Here is a 17,282-nt window from a genome sequence, read left to right on the forward strand (position 1 = left end):
TTTTGTGCTACTAAATGATTTATAAGATTCAACAAGATAATGATAGAGAAAATTAAAACTCTCCTTTCTGAAATTGAGCAATTAAAGGCTTCTGACGCCAACGAGCTGGAAACTGCACGCATAAGGTACCTTAGTAAAAAAGGTATTATCTCAACTCTTATGGACGATTTCCGTTCAGTACCGGCCGATCAGAAGCGTGAAATGGGCATGCGCCTTAACGAATTAAAACAGAAAGCAACCGAAAAAATTCAATCATTAAAAGAGCAGTTCGAAACTGCCGGATCTACCAATGCCTGCATAGATCTTTCACGAACAGCTTATCCTGTTCCCTTGGGAACCCGGCACCCGATATCAATCGTAAAAGAGGAGATAAACGACATCTTCAAAAGGCTCGGATTCTCAATAGCCGAAGGGCCTGAGGTGGAAGACGACTGGCATGTGTTTTCATCTCTGAACTTTGCAGATGATCATCCCGCACGTGATATGCAGGACACATTTTTTGTACAGAATGATCCACAGATAGTGTTGCGTACGCATACATCTTCTGTACAGACACGCGTTATGGAAAAAGCGCAACCGCCAATCCGCATCATCTGTCCAGGACGTGTTTACAGAAACGAAGCTATCTCTTACCGTGCCCACTGCTTTTTCCACCAGGTGGAGGCTCTCTATGTAGATAAAGATGTTTCATTTGCCGATTTAAAACAAGTGCTTCTTTTCTTTTCCAAAGAGATGTTTGGTGAAGATACCAGAATAAGGCTACGCCCTTCATACTTTCCTTTTACCGAGCCCAGTGCCGAGATGGATATATCGTGCAACATATGTGGAGGAAAAGGGTGCCCGTTCTGTAAACATACGGGATGGGTTGAGATTCTCGGATGCGGGATGGTAGATCCCAACGTGCTTGATAATTGTGGTATCGACAGCAAAATCTACTCCGGATATGCTCTTGGAATGGGTATTGAGCGCATAACGAACCTCAAATACCAGGTTAAAGATCTTAGAATGTTCTCTGAGAACGACGTGCGTTTTCTTGAACAGTTTCAGCCAGCTTACTGAAAAGTGAATTTAACTAACAACTGAATTTTTGCGATAAGAGAGCAAAAAAACTTGTTTAAACTTTTCCGATTATAGCAAATTTGTTAATCTAAAAAGTAAATTTGAAAACAACTGACAAATGATGAGAGTAAAATATTTTATCCTTCCTGTTTTGATTCTGGCGTTTTCAAGTGCAAACGCTCAGAAAACGATACGGGTAAACGCTATAAAGGCCAATAACTACGGAGTAATCTATTCACTTCCCAAAACATCGTTCGAGATTACATTGCTGGTGAAGAAGACTACCTCGCAGCGGGGTGAATTCTACCCATACGCTCAGCGTTACCTGGGTGCGGAAAAGCCACTGACCGAAAACAGCGTTACATACACGCTTGAAAATATTTCAGTAACAAACAGAGGTATACCAGACAAAACTAACTCGTTTATGGTGGAGTTCCGGGCAAAAACTTCTGAACCTTTTGTCTATCTGAGGGAAGATGGTGTAATTGTGACCGTTAATTCCGACCCTGAGCCTGTTTCCATACAGGTGATAGAGATTCCGGAAGGTGAAACAGTAATCGTGAACCCACGAAGATTCCTTTCACAGGAGACGTTGATGGCAGGCTCCACTGCAAGGCAGGCAGAGCTTGTGGCAAGACAGATTTTCGATCTGCGCCGAAGCAGGACCGATATACTTACCGGCGAGGCGGAAAATATGCCACCCGACGGTAATGCCTATAAAATGGTGATGGACGAGATAGACATGCAGGAAAAAGCATTGACACAGCTTTTTACAGGAACTGTAAACACCGAATTCTTTACAAAAAGTTACACTATTGTTCCTGAAGAGAAGAATATTGACAGGATGGTGATTACCCGTTTTTCAGAAAAACTGGGACCTATTGATGCCGGCAACCTCGCCGGGGAACCTGTTTTCCTGTCGTTAAAAAACAAAACACCGAAGGTGGATATGCAGCTTTCCGAACGCGAACGTCAACGTCTTGAGAGTAAACTAAGCGAAGGATTAGTCTATAATGTTCCGGGCAAGGCCGATCTAACCATTGAGTTCAGAAACAGAATACTCAAAAACGCTGAGGTAGACGTTGTGCAATACGGATCTCAGGATGTGCTCACAAAAAAGATGTTTGAAAATATGAAACAACCGGTCAAAGTGTTGTTTTATCCCGAATTGGGGGCAATAAAACAAATTATCCAGTAAAAAAAACAAACATCATACCCTATACCGTGGGAACTTCAGCCTTTATTGCAGACAGCTGTTGATTTTCAGGTTTCAGGCTTATTTTAAAAATTATCGTTATGAAACGGGCATGTAAACTATTTGCAAATAAGAATATGATTAAGAGCTTCTTCACGGCCATTTCCATTCTCATTGGACTGGGAACACTGACCTCGTGTTTTGATAAGAGAAGTGGAAAATCGGCTAAGATTGAGTACGACAGTATTGTTGTAAGGCAAAATATTCCTCTTTTAAATGATAACGATACTACCCTTCCATATGCCGATGTAAAGGTCTCTTTTACCTATCCTTCAAAATTCAGAGATGCAGAGAGCCTGACAAGGTTACAGCAAATTTTTCAGGGTACTTTTTTCGGTGGAATAGAATATGACAGCCTCACTCCTAAAGAGGCTATGAAGAGGTATATAGACGATTATACGGCCAGATATAAAGCTCTTTCCAACATCTATTACGAAGATAAGGCTCGCCTTGAAGGAAAAATGCCTGTATGGTACTGGTATATGATGTATAACAGCAACAGGATCCTGTTTCAGAATGATGCGTTGTTGAGCTATGCGGTTGAGTATAGTGATTACGAGGGCGGAGCCCACGGTTCATACCGTATTCTATACACTAATATAGATCTTAACGAACTTGTCACGCTGTCTGAAGAAGATTTGTTTGTCCCCGATTATTACAAATCACTTACAGATAAAATACTTAGTTGTTTAATGATCCAAAACAACGTTGATGTACCTGATTCACTTCTGATGAAAGGGTTCTTCACCATTGAGGATATTGTTCCCAACAACAACTTCTGGCTCGATGAAATAGGGATTCATTACTCTTATAACCAGTATGAGATTGCTCCATATTCAATGGGAGTAATTGATGTAACCGTACCCTATTCTTATATTTCGGATATTTTGTTGCCCGATGGCATTATTTCACGGCATTTCATGAAAAATTAAATTCAGGCTGTTTTTTAAAGTAAAGCTTCATTTATAATACTGACAGTCAATAATTTATGTCAGATCCTCAAAAAGTGCCATACTATATTGATATTCAGTGAATTATAAGAACTATTTGAAAAAATTACCGAAGTATTGTTAAAGAAAAAGAGAAAAACTGCATCTTCCGGAACATTTACTCGCATTTCGGTAGAAGATACATCACTCCCGGCTGCATCAGGATTTACAATCGCTAATTTTAAACCCTTGCTCGTCTTATTTTTTTGCTTTCTTTGCCACAGTTTAAACTTGTGAATGAATAAAATGCCTCATCAAGCCCGAATGCTTTAACAATGATAATCTTCTATAAGATCTCAATGGTACCAAGTGTTTCATTACAAGCATGCCGGAACCTTACTTTGCATTGGAGTAGTATACAAGATAAATAATGGTTTAGCTGCTTGATAGGGCCTCGCAAGTTATTAATTATTTCTCATTTTGGAGAGAAAATGGTTACTTTGCATAAACAAAACAACTAAATTGTTGTTATCAATTATCGGATGTGTTATCCGGTGATTTTAAACCGGCTTAACCGGCCGACAAATAGATATCAGATATGCAAGAATTAGATCAAAATCAAATATTAACAGATTTAACCAATCAGGATTACAAATACGGATTCACTACTGATGTTGAGACTTTTGTAATTGAAAAGGGATTGAACGAAGACGTAGTACGACTGATTTCAATGAAAAAGGATGAGCCTGAGTGGCTTCTGGAGTTCCGGCTGAAAGCCTATAATCAATGGCTCAGCATGAAGATGCCTGAATGGGCACACCTGAAGATACCGAAGATTAATTATCAGGATATCATATATTATGCAGATCCTACCAATAAAAAAAGTCCGAAGAGCCTTGATGAGGTGGATCCTGAATTGTTGAATACCTTTGAACGTCTCGGTATACCGCTGGAAGAACAGAAGCAGCTGACCGGTGTTGCCGTGGATGCGGTTATGGACAGTGTTTCCATCAAAACCACTTTCAAAGAGGTACTTGCCGAAAAGGGGATAATTTTCAGCTCATTCAGCGAGGCAGTGAAACATCACCCCGATCTGGTTAAGAAATATATGGGAACAGTTGTTCCATACAAGGATAATTATTTCGCTGCTTTAAACTCGGCAGTGTTTAGCGATGGGTCTTTCGTTTATATACCCAAGGGAGTACGCTGCCCAATGGAACTTTCCACCTATTTCCGCATTAACACCGCCAACACGGGACAGTTTGAACGTACACTTATTGTTGCCGATGACGACTCATACGTGAGTTACCTTGAGGGTTGTACTGCCCCTATGCGCGACGAGAACCAGCTTCATGCCGCCATCGTGGAGATTATAGCTCTAGAAAATGCCGAAGTTAAATACTCAACCGTACAGAACTGGTATCCGGGTGATAAAAATGGTAAAGGCGGCGTTTATAATTTTGTGACAAAAAGGGGGATCTGCAAAGGGAACAATTCTAAGATCTCCTGGGCACAGGTAGAAACCGGATCGGCTATAACCTGGAAATACCCTTCATGCATTTTAGCCGGCGACAACTCTGTGGGTGAATTCTACTCTGTGGCTGTCACCAATAATTTCCAGCAGGCAGATACGGGAACAAAGATGATTCATCTGGGAAAAAACACACGTAGCCGAATTGTTTCAAAGGGAATCTCCGCGGGAAGCAGCCAGAACAGCTACAGGGGGCTGGTAAAGGTGGCCAAAAAAGCTGATAATGCACGTAACCACTCACAATGTGACAGCCTGTTGCTTACCGACCATTGCGGCGCTCACACTTTTCCTTACACTGATATTCAAAATCCTACAGCCATTCTGGAGCATGAAGCTACAACGTCAAAGATCAGTGAAGACCAGATCTTCTATTGCAACCAGCGAGGGCTGGGTGAAGAAGAAGCTGTAAGCCTGATAGTGAATGGATATGTAAAAGAGGTAGTTAACAAGCTCCCCATGGAATTTGCTGTAGAAGCACAGAAATTACTCGAGATAAGCCTGGAAGGCAGCGTAGGGTAAAGTCGGTGTTTTGTTATCACCAGTCGACAGGTTTTTTTCCGTGAGCTTGGAGGTAATCATTTGCCTTGCTGAAATGTTTATTACCAAAGAATCCCCGGTGAGCAGAAAGCGGCGAAGGATGTGGTGATTTTAAAATTAAATGTCTGTTCGCATCAATTGTAGCACCTTTTCTTTGCGCATAGGCACCCCAGAGAATGAATACCAGGTGATCACGGTCTTCAGCTAAATGCCTGATTACTGCATCGGTGAACTCTTCCCACCCTTTTCCCTGATGCGATCCGGCACGATGTGCCTGAACCGTTAGGGTTGCATTCAGCAGAAGTACCCCCTGCTTTGCCCATCGTTCCAGGTTTCCTGAACGGGGAACAGGTTTTCCCAGGTCGCTCTCTATCTCTTTATATATATTTATAAGTGACGGAGGTATTTGCACCCCATTGTTCACAGAAAAGCATAAACCGTGAGCCTGACCCGGTTCATGATAGGGATCTTGTCCAACAATTACCACTTTCACTTCGTTGAAAGGACAACTGTCAAAAGCGTTGAAAATCAATTTTGCGGGAGGATAAATTGTTTTGTTTGAATATTCATGCTTAACAAAATCTGTAAGTTTCTTGAAATAAGGTTTTTTAAATTCCTTATCGAGCTGATACTTCCAGCTCTGTTCCAATTTCACATCCATACTTTATTCATGATTTAAGTTTCTAAAATTATCCATCGAACAAGAGTTCAGCATAATCATAATCTGATAATTACAACATACTCAAGCATTCCTTGGGTAAATCAGAAAGTTCAGCTAAATAAGAAAAACACCCTTTTGCATCGCTTCTTTCCTCATTTCATGTGGCCATAAGCTAGCCTGTATTTCACCGATATGTGCTTTGCGAAGATAGTACATACACAAGCGAGATTGCCCGATTCCGCCTCCTATAGAGAGTGGGAGCTCATTGTTAATAAGTCTTTTGTGAAAATATAACGAAAGACGATCTTCTTTGCCACACAGCTTCAGCTGCTGCTTCAGCGATCTGGAATCAACACGGATACCCATTGAAGATAATTCAACAGCTTTCTCCAGAACCGGATTCCATACCAGCAGATCGCCATTGAGCCCGGGATAACCTTCTGCATTTAAAGTGCTCCAGTCGTCGTAATCAGGTGCCCGCCCGTCATGAGGCTCACCATTGGACAGCGGTGCTCCTATTCCAATCACAAATACGGCACCATACTCCTGTGTGATAGCGTCCTCTCTTTGCTTAACATCCATTTCGGGATACTTCTGTAGCAACTCTTCGGCGTTGATAAAGGTGATCCGAGCAGGAAGCTGCGGTTTGATTGCAGGAAACAGCTCATAAACAAGGTATTCAGTACGTAGCATTGCAGCATATATACGCCTGACTATCTGTTTCAGAAAATCCACAGTCCGGTCCTTTTCATTTATTACAAGCTCCCAATCCCATTGATCAACATAGAGCGAGTGCAGGTTATCGAGTTCTTCATCGGCACGGATAGCATTCATATCGGTATAGATACCGAACCCCTCTTCAATTTCATATTCGGCAAGGGTTAACCGTTTCCATTTTGCAAGAGAGTGCACTATCTCAGCGCTCTTGTCGCCCATATCCTTTATAGGAAAACGTACAGGCCGCTCCACACCGTTCAGGTCATCGTTTATACCTGTACCGCTTTCCACGAAAAGAGGAGCTGTTACCCGGCGCAAACGCAGTTCTGAAGCCAGATTGACCTGGAAAAAATCTTTAATATTCTTTATTCCCAACTCTGTCTGTTTCAGGTTCAGGAGCGGTTTGTAATCCTTAGGAATTTGCAATTTTGACATATTTAATTTACCGTGAGTTACAATTTTGAAAGTACAAAGATAAAGTTTTTATTCATTTTGTCAAATAAAAACCTTTTAAAAAGTGCATAATGATAGTTTTAAGGCTAAATTAAAAACAAATATTATCAAAATCATCTAATTTACAATCATTTTTCCCACTAACTCTTTTATGGAGGAGATATTGTGCCTGTCGAGATAGTTATTGATACCTTCCACAACTTTCACCGATACTGCAGGATCGATGAAATTGTATGTCCCTATTTGCACCGCAACAGCACCGGCAAGTATGAATTCAATAGCATCCTGCCAGTTACTGATCCCCCCAATGCCGATAATGGGAATTTTTACTGCATTAAAAACCTCCCACACCATACGCAACGCAATTGGTTTGATGCACGGGCCTGATAATCCCCCAGTGACTGTAGAAAGCTTGGGTTTTCTGCTCTCTATATCAATAGCCATTCCAAGAAAAGTGTTAACCAGCGACACTGCATCGGCACCTTCATCTTCTACCGAACGGGCAATCCCGGATATATCGGTAACGTTAGGCGACAACTTAACTATCAGCGTTTTAGGAAATACCTTACGTACCTCCCTGGTTACGTGTGCTGCTGAAACACATGATGTGCCAAACGCCATACCTCCCTCTTTCACGTTGGGGCAGGAGATATTCAGCTCGATGGCAGGCATCTTTTCCAGATCGGCGAGCTTCTCCGCACAAGCCACATAATCTTCAATAGACGAACCCGATACGTTAACGATCATATGGGTATTGTACTCCTTGATAACCGGATAAAGATGTTCAACAAAATAGTCCACACCTTTATTCTGAAGCCCTACCGAATTGAGCATGCCCGATGAAGTTTCGGCCATTCTGGGGTAATCATTACCCTCACGGGGCTCAAGTGTTGTTCCTTTCACGAAGATTCCTCCAAGCCGCCCCAAATCAATAAAATCGGCATATTCCGTACCATAACCAAACGTACCGGAAGCAGTCATTACCGGATTTTTAAGCTTTAAATCTCCTATTTGTACCTCTAATCTAGCCATGTGAGTTCTTTTATGTTAAAAACAGGCCCTTCTGTGCAGGCACATACGTTTCCTTTTATAGTTTTTTCAATGCAGCATAGACAAGCTCCAAATCCGCATGCCATAAGATTCTCAAGTGAAGCTTCGCATCCTATGCCTTTATCGTGCGCATATCGTGCAACTGCCATCATCATTGGCTTGGGACCGCAGGTGTAGATAAAATCATACTGCTTCTCCTGCAACAGTGAGTGACTGGTTACAAATCCTTTCTCTCCCAGTGAACCATCTTCAGTTGTAAAGTAAACTGTGCCATAACGTTCAAAATCTGCTCTCTGCAAAATATCTTTTTCTGTACGACCTCCCAGTAAAAAAGATGGTTTAAATCCATTTTCTTTCATTTTTTTACCTAAAAAAAGCAGTGGTGCCGTACCTACCCCTCCACCTACAAGCAGATATTGCCCTTTCTTCAAGGGCATGGTAAATGAGTTTCCCAAAGGGTATATCATGTTTATGGTTCCGCCTGGTTTCGTTTCACATATCTTCCCTGTTCCCTCACCTGCTTTTTGTATAAGAAGCCAAATCTCGTTCTTTTCAATATCTACCAGGTTGATTGATATCGGCCTCCTTAAAAAGACTCGTGGTGAACTATCGACCAGAATCTGAACGAACTGGCCAGGGAACATTTCCGGTAATATTTCTTCGTTAGCCGGCGAAATCTTGATCAAATGATTTCTGTTGTTTAATGCTATATTGGAGCGAACAGTAAAATCGAGCACTTTCATACTATTTCAGCTATTTAATCTGAGAATACAAAAGTACATCTTAATTTTTATTTTCACAACGTTGAATCCAATAATCGATTTCATTCTGTTTACCCGGACATTCATACCAAGATCACTGGTGTGAAGACATAAATAGGGGTGAAATTAACCAACCTATCAATAGCAGGGCGACTCCCATCAGTGAGCCTGTTCCTGTAAATGAGAGGCTTGAATAAAGCATGTAACCGCAAAAGCATACAAACAGAATTGGTGTTACAGGATATGCCGGCACTTTAAACGGTCGTGTTACAAAAGGCTTTTTTCTCCTCAATACAAACAAACTCAACCCGGTAGACAAAAAGAAAAACCAAAATACAGGAGCAGTAAATTCAACCATAGACTCAAAACCATTGCGGGTAAAAGCTCCAAATGTGATAAGTAAAATAGATATAAAACCCTGTAATAGAAGTGAATTTACAGGCGCAGATTTCTCACTGTTCCATTTTCCCAGAAAAGCAATCGTTTCAAAATCCTTTCCAAACGCGTAGTTTGTTCTCGCACCGGTAAAAATGGTTGTATTCAATGAAGTTAGTGCAGAGAGTGAGACTAATACACCTATCATTACAACACCCTTTTCACCAAGTGTGGCCCTCATCATATCAACCCCTGCAGCTTCTGAAGCAGCCACGCCTTCAAGTCCCAGCACATTCAGAAATGCCAGGTTGATAAGAATATATATCAATGTGATAATAAAAATGCTGATAATCAGTCCCAGTGCAATATTACGACTGCCGGTCTTCAACTCGGAGGTGATATATGCAGCTTCATTCCAGCCACCGAACGTTAATAATACAAATATAAGCGCCAAGCTGATTGATGAGCCTGATAACCTGCTTATTTCCGGGTGGCCTCCCGGAATTTCCATTGTAACGGATGATTCTATAAATAATCCTGCCAGCACAATTATTAAAATGCCAATAAACTGCAAAAGAATCATAATCTTTTGCATTCCCACACCAAACTTAATTCCCAATACATTTATCAATGTAAGTGTAATAACGATTACAGCTGCATAAAAAGCTGATGAGAAAACGCCCAAAGGGAGCAGCTGGGACAAATAATCACCGGCAATAAAGGCTAGAATAGCAATGGAACCAGTTTGTGTTATAGTGATACGTGACCAGGCAAAAAGGAAAGAAAATTTTTCCCCGAAAGCCAATTTTAAAAAATTGTAGTCTCCGCCTGCATTAGGGAAGGTAGAACTCAGTTCAGAGTAACAAAACGCACCTAAAAGCGAAATTATTCCTCCAATAACCCACAATACCAAAAACCAAAAAGTGTCAGGGGTGTTGGCCGCAACCACTGACGGTGTTCTAAAAATCCCGGCACCAATCACTATGCCTATAATAAATACGATAGCATCAATAAGTCGCAACGATGGTCCCGGAGCTGCCATTGACCGGCTCTCCGTTTCGTTTATAAAGTTCACCTCACTTGAAGTTAAACACGATTGTGTACCCGGCCTCTTTACTTTCATCATGCAGCATTATTAACGATATACACATATTTACGGTTATTAAATAATATTTAGTACCGTCAATCCAAAGATATAAACATTCAATATACCTTGCAAGCATGGTTTTCGATTGTTTATCATATTTATAGCCCCATTTGAAAGTCGCGCGTATTTATATTAAAAAAGAATAGCCTGCAATCACACCCGGTCAGGAGTTAAGGTCTCAAAAGTATTATCGCTGTAGTAAATAATTATCCGGGTAACTTTTTTATCAATCATTTTGACCTGTTCAACATGCTTGTTTTCAGATATCTGATGGTAATTTACAGCATGTTTTAACTCAAAATCCTTAGGTTTTTCAACTATCTCAGGTACTTTATCAGGTTTTATTTCAACCTGATTGAATAAATCAGGATCTTTGGAAATTAATTCAGATTTATAACCATCTTTATACATTTTTCCCGTTCCATTAATCAACCATTCGGGATTTATGCAGTTTATCTCGCTCAATATTTTGGTAACCACATCAAGACTTGGATTATTTCTTCCGTTTAATATGTGAGAAATAATTGCCCTGTTGATTTGTAACTTGTCAGCAAATTTCGCCGGAGTCAGGTTCTCTTTTTCCATGATAAGTTTGATTCGATCTTTCATAAACAGGCCTTTTAAATGTTACACGATATATAGCAGCATGATTTTATTACAAAAGTAACGCCACAAATGTATAATAAAATATTTACAAATGAAAATAGGACGTGTTTATATTTGTAAATTACAATTGTTTGCGAACTGATTTACATTTGTATAGATACATTTGTACCCTGATTAAAATCCACCTATAAATATATAAATATTATATTTATATATTTGCCGTATAAAGCTGATATAATGTTCATTAAATATAAATTTAATCAATTATTTAACATCATATCTGCAAACAGTGCTTCCATCTATTATAAAACCTGATCCAAACATTCAATAAATCGCACTAATATATTCATCTATACCTATATATATAAATAAAAGAATGGTATATGGTAGTGTTAAATCGCTGAATATAGAAATGTAACTAAAGTAAAAGTGTAAACCTTCATGACGTGTAACATATGTATTGCATTCCTTTATTTACATTTGTTCCAACTGTCCCGGCTTACTTTTTACACATTTGTAATAAAAATAATGCTGATTGCAGTGTTAACAAATCTGTTTTCTCTGAGAATCCCATAAATCTGACATAGATATACATATGTTGAAAATTCGTTACTCTCAGCGATTTAAAATCGAGCCAAAAATTTGACAAATATTGTAATGTCTAAACAAAAATGTTATGCAAAAGCTAAACATTTGCGCGTCGAGACATAATCCAAATGAGTATATGTTTTCTTCTATTTCAACTAAATGCAAATAGTCACCTGGCGGAGTTATGAGATCTATACACTAATCGCCGCTCTTGGCGCAGCATAAATTGCCCAGTCACCTGGCGGAGTTATACGATCTATACCCGCCAGCTATATAAATAAAGTAGAATTTAAAAATCAGGAATAGTGGTTAAAAAGATGAGGGAAGCAGATCCCCTGAAGTTTTTCAGTTAGTTGTTTTATATATGAGTCTCCTCCAATAAGTCTTTTTTCTTGAAAATTTCACAAGATGGTCATTGATTTTCAATAAGTTGTAAACCGATAAAATTGGGTTTTGAAGTTTACGGAGAGGACTCATATATTGTTTTTACAACTGTCAAGTATCACCCCTGACCCATTTTGGAGAATCTCCGATGTGAGATATCTGTCAATGCATGATTTTATATACTAGTTCTTTCATCAACTCGCTCTGCGATGCCGACACGTTGTCTATCCCTTTGGAACGTGCATCATAGGTTCTTAGAAGAGAGATAATCTCCATTACTTTGTTAGCGTTGTAATTTCGTAATCCGGGAATATAATCGCGACGAACAATATAGAGTGACTTTATATTTAGAGCATTCATGATACTCTGTTCATTTTTCTGTGGAAGCCAAAAGCACTCAAGCAGGTTACTGAAATAATTGAATAGAACAGCCACCGTTGCCATCATTGGGTTATCCTTCTGATTTTTGCCGAAATAATCCATAATCCTGTTGGCAACAAGTTTGTTTTTTTCGATAATGGCATTCAGCAATTCGAAATTATTATAGTCCTTGCTGATACCAACATTCTTTTCTATCAGATCCGCTGTAATACGACTTGATCCTTCTGGCAACGAAACCTCCAGCTTCTGGAGCTGCGGAATAAGTTTGCTAATATCGTTACCTGCATAGCCGGCAAGCATCTGGGCCGATTTTTCATCAATTGTGATATCCTTCTCCCTTAGATAGGAAGTGACAAAAGCCGGTATCTGGTTTTCATATAGCTTCTTCGATTCAAATACAACACCTGCCTTTTCAATGCTCTTGGCCACAGACTTTCGCCTGTCAACCGTACCATGTTTGTAGTTAATCACAAGTACGGTGGTGGGCATAGGGTTTTTTGCATAAACCTCCAGGAGCTCAAACCTTTCCAGGTTCTGTGCCTCCTTCACAATAATGAGCTGATGTTCTGCCATCATAGGAAAACGGCGTGCAGTGGCAATGATATTATTTACATCAGAGTCAACGCCGTAAAAGGTAAGCATATTAAAGTCCTTTTCCGTTTCAGTAAGAACAGTTTCAGACAACAACTCTGTCAGCTCATCTATAAAATAGGACTCCTCACCCATAAACAGATAAACAGGACTGAAATTACGTTTCAGAATATCGTTGCGTATAGAATCATAAGAGGATTTGACAGATATAGCCATAATAATAATAATAATAATAATAAAAATTACCTGATGCAGGTTACCAGTCGAAACGTAAGTGTTTGATAGTGGATCCTTTGTTCATAATAGAAGAAAGCGATTTTATTCCTATCTTAACATGCTCTTCAACGAATTGCTCCGTTATCAGCTGATCGCTTTTTTCTGTCTTCACACCTGTTGAAATAAGAGGTTGATCAGACACAAGCAGAAGTGCTCCTGTGGAAATATGATTGGCGAAACCACATGTAAATAGTGTTGCAGTCTCCATATCTACCGCCATGGCCCGTATTTGCCGCAGATAGTTTTTAAACTCCTCATCATACTCCCATACACGGCGGTTGGTGGTATAAACAGTACCTGTCCAGTAATCGCGGTTAAAATCACGCACATTTGACGAAACTGCCCTAAGCAGGCTAAATGCAGGCAGTGATGGTACTTCCGGAGGAAAATAGTCGTTCGATGTTCCCTCACCACGGATTGCAGCAATGGGCAGGATGTAATCACCCAGGTCGCTCCTCAATTTCAATCCACCGCATTTCCCCAGAAACAAAACAGCCGTAGGTGCTATTGCACTAAGCAGATCCATAACAGTGGCTGCATTAGCACTACCCATACCAAAATTAATGATGGTAATCCCGTTTGCCGACGCGTTAGGCATATTGGCATCTGCTCCCACAATGGGTACATCGAAATAGCGAGCAAAAATCTCCACATATTTCTGAAAATTGGTCAGAAGAATAAATTTCGTGAATTCGTTCAACGGCCGTTTAGTATATCTTGGGAGCCAATTCTCCACAATTTCTTGTTTTGTTCTCATAAAAAAGCGGTAATTTTGTTTTATATGAAACCGTAATGATTAAATCATATGGACCGGTTAGTTAAACAAAGATACAAATGTACGAATTAAATTTACCATCATTTGATGCTAAAATCCGAAAAATCAACAACGGACATCAGATATTCGATCCCCTGCGTAGGAAATATGTGGCACTTACTCCCGAGGAATGGGTACGCCAACACTTTGTACATTATCTGATCACTGAGAAAAACTATCCTGCTTCGCTCATTGCAAACGAAACTGCAATAAAACTTAATTCACTCACGCTACGATGCGATACTGTAATTTATAATAACAATCTTAAGCCGTTGATGATTGTGGAGTATAAAGAGCCTGAAACAACCATCACCCGGGAGGTGTTCGATCAGGCTGCACGATACAGCAGTGTGTTGAGGGTGCCCTATATTGTTGTTTCCAATGGAATGAGACATTACTGTTGCCTGATTGATTATGAAAACCGAGCCTACAGGTACCTTATGGAAATACCTGGCTACAAAGATCTTATAAGTTATAATATTTGAAAAAGAATTATAACGTCTTCATGAATTTATTTTGCAAATTACAACATCACCTCAGCAGTACACCTAAATGGTGTAATACTCTATGAAATTAAAAACAGTTGTTTAGCTGATTCAAGCTTGATATAGATCAACGATAAAAATCAATAACTCTCATCTTCCGAAGGGAAATCTGATGATTTAACGTCGTTTATGTATTTTTGCACAGCTGTGGTTATATCACCAAACAGATTGGCATAACGGCGCAGGAAACGCGGTGAAAAGCCCTTGTTTAGCCCTAGCATATCGTGCATCACCAAAACCTGACCATCAACGTGCTGACCGGCGCCAATACCAATTACAGGGATAGTGAGTTCAGACGCCACCCTTTTTGCCAATTCGGCAGGTATCTTTTCCAGAACAAGCGAGCAACAACCTGCTTCCTGAAGAAGAAGTGCATCCTCTATGAGCTTTCTGGCCTCATCATCATCCTGTGCACGCACTGCATAAGTCCCGTATTTATTTATTGATTGGGGCATAAGTCCCAGGTGTCCCATAATTGGTATTCCAGCATTCAATATGCCCTTTACCGCCTCAATAATCTCCTTGCCTCCTTCCAGTTTAAGGCAATCGGCCTGAGTCTCCTTCATTATTTTAACAGCGTTGGAGACAGCCTCATACGGGTTTCCCTGATAACTTCCGAAAGGCATATCTATTACCACCATGGCACGTTTTACTGCATTCATCACAGATTTACCGTGATATATCATCTGGTCTACCGTAATAGGAAGTGTGGTAGTGTTTCCAACCATAACATTAGATGCTGAGTCGCCTACAAGAATCACATCAATTCCAGCAAAGTCTATTACTGAAGCCATAGAGTAGTCATACGCCGTGAGCATTGATATTTTTTCTCCCCTCTGCTTCATCTCCAGAAGGCGATGTGTAGTTACTTTTCTCTTTCCACTGGCAGAGAGATAACCTTTTTGTTCTTCTGACATCTGATCTGAATTTTAAATATTGATTTCCAATGGTGCAAAGGTACCTTTTTTTACCGAAAAAGGTAAAAAAAAGCCGGGATTTTATCCCGGCCATCAGTTTAAAGAGATTCAATTATTTAAAACTTATACCCTAATGTTACCAACCCTCTGAAAGAGTTATTTTTTAAGGTAAAGGGAGTTGCGTCAATCACAAGTTCCTCCCTATTTTCCGTATAAAGGTTCGGAAACGGGTAGAGGTCGTCATTCTGGGTCTTGTAAACAAGTGCCAGATCGAGGAAGAAGTTTCTGTTGAAACGATATCCGAAACCGCCGGTAAAATAGTTCGCATCGCCCTCCATCCTGTAAATGGTGTTAGAGCCGGCAACAGCAGCATCGCCACTATTCCTGAATTCGGCCTTGTAAGGATTCTGCATCCATGCATATCCCAATCTGCCTGAGAATTGAGGAGTAAAGCGATATTCCATTCCTGCCTTAACAGTTGACGCAGGCCTGAAATCGACCGAGATATATTCATTATCGATATCATACCAGCTTGATGAAACCGAAGAGTTGGATGGAACAATCAACTTCATCTTACTATAATCAACAAGTTCATAATCCATGCTAACTATGAATCTGTTATCCAAAACGGCTGCAATTCCTGCTACCCATTTTCCAGGAGTCTTCATATCATAATTGTTGGAAAAAATAGCTGAATATGTTACATCGGGTTTATAATTCGGATCTGAAATATAAGCTCCCATATCATCATCAATCTGAGCGCTATATGTTTCAGTAAGTGCATACCATGTGGGTGTATGGTATGCAAGCCCAAGTCTCAATGTATTTGAGGGCCTGTAAATTAAACCTAATTTGGCACTTACTCCCGCTCCACTTGTCTTCAGCCAGTTTGTTAAAGTATATCCGCCATCTTTAAAATCTTCCAGATAATCGGAAACAAGCCTGTAGTATACATCTTTAACAGAGAGTGACAAACCGATGTTCAGAACATAATTGATGGTGGTACCAACAGTGAAATCATAATTATCAATATAGCCGCTCTCAGATGTTCTGATCTCGTTGAGGGCCCTCTCACCCTTTGTATTTACGGGATCGTAATAGGCTCCGTCATTCACTGGATCTATGAGGTATGAGTTATATCCCAGAACAGATAACCAGTTTTGTGTTTCAAACGGATCAGGCAGCTCATCACCCATCTTTAATTTGTCGGGATCAATTCCCGCGCTCCTGTCAGCAATATAATCAATTAATGTGCTGTTTGGACTTCCTAAAGCCGTAACTTTCTTATAGAACGATTTCATCTTATTATAAGAAAACCCAAAATTTATGAGAGGTGTCACATCGTTTCTTAAAGGGAAATAACCCACAAACCCAAGATTGTCGAAATTAAAATGGGTTTTGTTTGCATCGTTACTTCCAACGGTCGATTTCTCATTATACAGACTGAGCGTCCCTACTACCTCCGAACTGCGGTAAACTGCAATACCTGCCGGGTTGATGGAAATTGCTGTCTGATCACCTCCCAGTGCACCAAACGCTCCTCCCATAGATATGGCACGTGCGGTTCCGTGCAGGTCTTCGCGCGAGAACCTTTGTGCATCAACCTCTCCCTGTGCAAGCAGGGATGCCGAAAAAATGAGTAGTGAGAAAAATATATATGTGATTTTTTTCATACGATTTATATATTATATATACAAGATATGGA

The 17,282-nt window shown here is 40.1% G+C and carries 15 protein-coding genes; 5 read left to right on the forward strand and 10 right to left on the reverse strand.

The window, feature by feature from the left end; all coding sequences use genetic code 11:
* Positions 1-39 precede the first annotated feature (39 nt).
* From pheS to sufB, 4 genes are all read left to right on the forward strand, one after another.
* Positions 40-1,059 carry a phenylalanine--tRNA ligase subunit alpha gene (gene pheS, locus KDN43_RS12845; RefSeq protein ID WP_238866697.1) on the forward strand — a complete coding sequence of 340 codons (1,020 nt, stop codon included), beginning with the start codon at positions 40-42 and terminating at the stop codon, positions 1,057-1,059.
* A gap of 118 nt (positions 1,060-1,177) precedes the next feature.
* Positions 1,178-2,257 (forward strand): DUF4831 family protein, encoded by a 1,080-nt coding sequence (locus tag KDN43_RS12850; protein WP_238866699.1) that lies wholly within the window; start codon positions 1,178-1,180, stop codon positions 2,255-2,257.
* 98 nt (positions 2,258-2,355) lie between these two features.
* Positions 2,356-3,246 (forward strand): DUF3298 and DUF4163 domain-containing protein, encoded by an 891-nt coding sequence (locus KDN43_RS12855; RefSeq protein ID WP_238866701.1) that lies wholly within the window; start codon positions 2,356-2,358, stop codon positions 3,244-3,246.
* Positions 3,247-3,841: 595 nt separating this feature from the next.
* The gene (gene sufB, locus KDN43_RS12860) at positions 3,842-5,293 is read left to right on the forward strand and encodes a Fe-S cluster assembly protein SufB (RefSeq protein WP_238866704.1); all 1,452 of its coding nucleotides are present in this window, start codon (positions 3,842-3,844) and stop codon (positions 5,291-5,293) included.
* A gap of 16 nt (positions 5,294-5,309) precedes the next feature.
* Here the strand turns inward: sufB and ung are convergent, their stop codons facing one another.
* The 8 genes from ung to KDN43_RS12900 all read right to left on the reverse strand — a co-directional run bounded on the left by ung (position 5,310) and on the right by KDN43_RS12900 (position 14,058).
* On the reverse strand, positions 5,310-5,972 hold the full coding sequence (gene ung, locus KDN43_RS12865) for a uracil-DNA glycosylase (protein ID WP_238866705.1): 663 nt from the start codon (positions 5,970-5,972) through the stop codon (positions 5,310-5,312).
* Positions 5,973-6,086: 114 nt separating this feature from the next.
* Positions 6,087-7,124: an aspartate--ammonia ligase gene (asnA, locus tag KDN43_RS12870; RefSeq protein ID WP_238866707.1), complete on the reverse strand. Its 1,038-nt coding sequence runs from the start codon at positions 7,122-7,124 to the stop codon at positions 6,087-6,089.
* A 135-nt stretch (positions 7,125-7,259) separates the two neighbouring features.
* The gene (locus KDN43_RS12875; RefSeq protein ID WP_238866709.1) at positions 7,260-8,174 is read right to left on the reverse strand and encodes a dihydroorotate dehydrogenase; all 915 of its coding nucleotides are present in this window, start codon (positions 8,172-8,174) and stop codon (positions 7,260-7,262) included.
* Entirely contained in the window at positions 8,162-8,935 is a 774-nt protein-coding gene (locus KDN43_RS12880) for a dihydroorotate dehydrogenase electron transfer subunit (protein WP_238866711.1), read from the reverse strand. Before KDN43_RS12880 ends, KDN43_RS12875 begins: the two co-directional genes overlap by 13 nt.
* A 112-nt stretch (positions 8,936-9,047) precedes the next feature.
* Complete coding sequence (locus KDN43_RS12885) at positions 9,048-10,454, reverse strand: APC family permease (protein ID WP_238866712.1); 1,407 nt, start codon at positions 10,452-10,454, stop codon at positions 9,048-9,050.
* Between the two features lie 174 nt (positions 10,455-10,628).
* Positions 10,629-11,084 (reverse strand): helix-turn-helix domain-containing protein, encoded by a 456-nt coding sequence (locus tag KDN43_RS12890; protein ID WP_238866713.1) that lies wholly within the window; start codon positions 11,082-11,084, stop codon positions 10,629-10,631.
* Between the two features lie 1,131 nt (positions 11,085-12,215).
* Positions 12,216-13,241 carry a DNA polymerase III subunit delta gene (gene holA, locus KDN43_RS12895; protein ID WP_238866715.1) on the reverse strand — a complete coding sequence of 342 codons (1,026 nt, stop codon included), beginning with the start codon at positions 13,239-13,241 and terminating at the stop codon, positions 12,216-12,218.
* 40 nt (positions 13,242-13,281) lie between these two features.
* Complete coding sequence (locus KDN43_RS12900; protein ID WP_238866718.1) at positions 13,282-14,058, reverse strand: AMP nucleosidase; 777 nt, start codon at positions 14,056-14,058, stop codon at positions 13,282-13,284.
* A 77-nt stretch (positions 14,059-14,135) separates the two neighbouring features.
* On the opposite strand from KDN43_RS12900, the gene KDN43_RS12905 reads away from it, so the two are divergent.
* Positions 14,136-14,600: a type I restriction enzyme HsdR N-terminal domain-containing protein gene (locus tag KDN43_RS12905; RefSeq protein ID WP_238866720.1), complete on the forward strand. Its 465-nt coding sequence runs from the start codon at positions 14,136-14,138 to the stop codon at positions 14,598-14,600.
* A gap of 140 nt (positions 14,601-14,740) precedes the next feature.
* Here KDN43_RS12905 and panB read toward each other — a convergent pair whose 3' ends face one another.
* Together panB and KDN43_RS12915 are read right to left on the reverse strand one after the other, a co-directional pair.
* The gene (panB, locus tag KDN43_RS12910) at positions 14,741-15,577 is read right to left on the reverse strand and encodes a 3-methyl-2-oxobutanoate hydroxymethyltransferase (protein WP_238866722.1); all 837 of its coding nucleotides are present in this window, start codon (positions 15,575-15,577) and stop codon (positions 14,741-14,743) included.
* A 116-nt stretch (positions 15,578-15,693) separates the two neighbouring features.
* Positions 15,694-17,250, reverse strand: a complete 1,557-nt coding sequence (locus tag KDN43_RS12915) for an OmpP1/FadL family transporter (RefSeq protein ID WP_238866724.1) — start codon at positions 17,248-17,250, stop codon at positions 15,694-15,696.
* Positions 17,251-17,282 lie beyond the last annotated feature (32 nt).

Source organism: Proteiniphilum propionicum (assembly GCF_022267555.1).
GTDB classification, from domain to species: Bacteria; Bacteroidota; Bacteroidia; order Bacteroidales; family Dysgonomonadaceae; genus Proteiniphilum; species Proteiniphilum propionicum.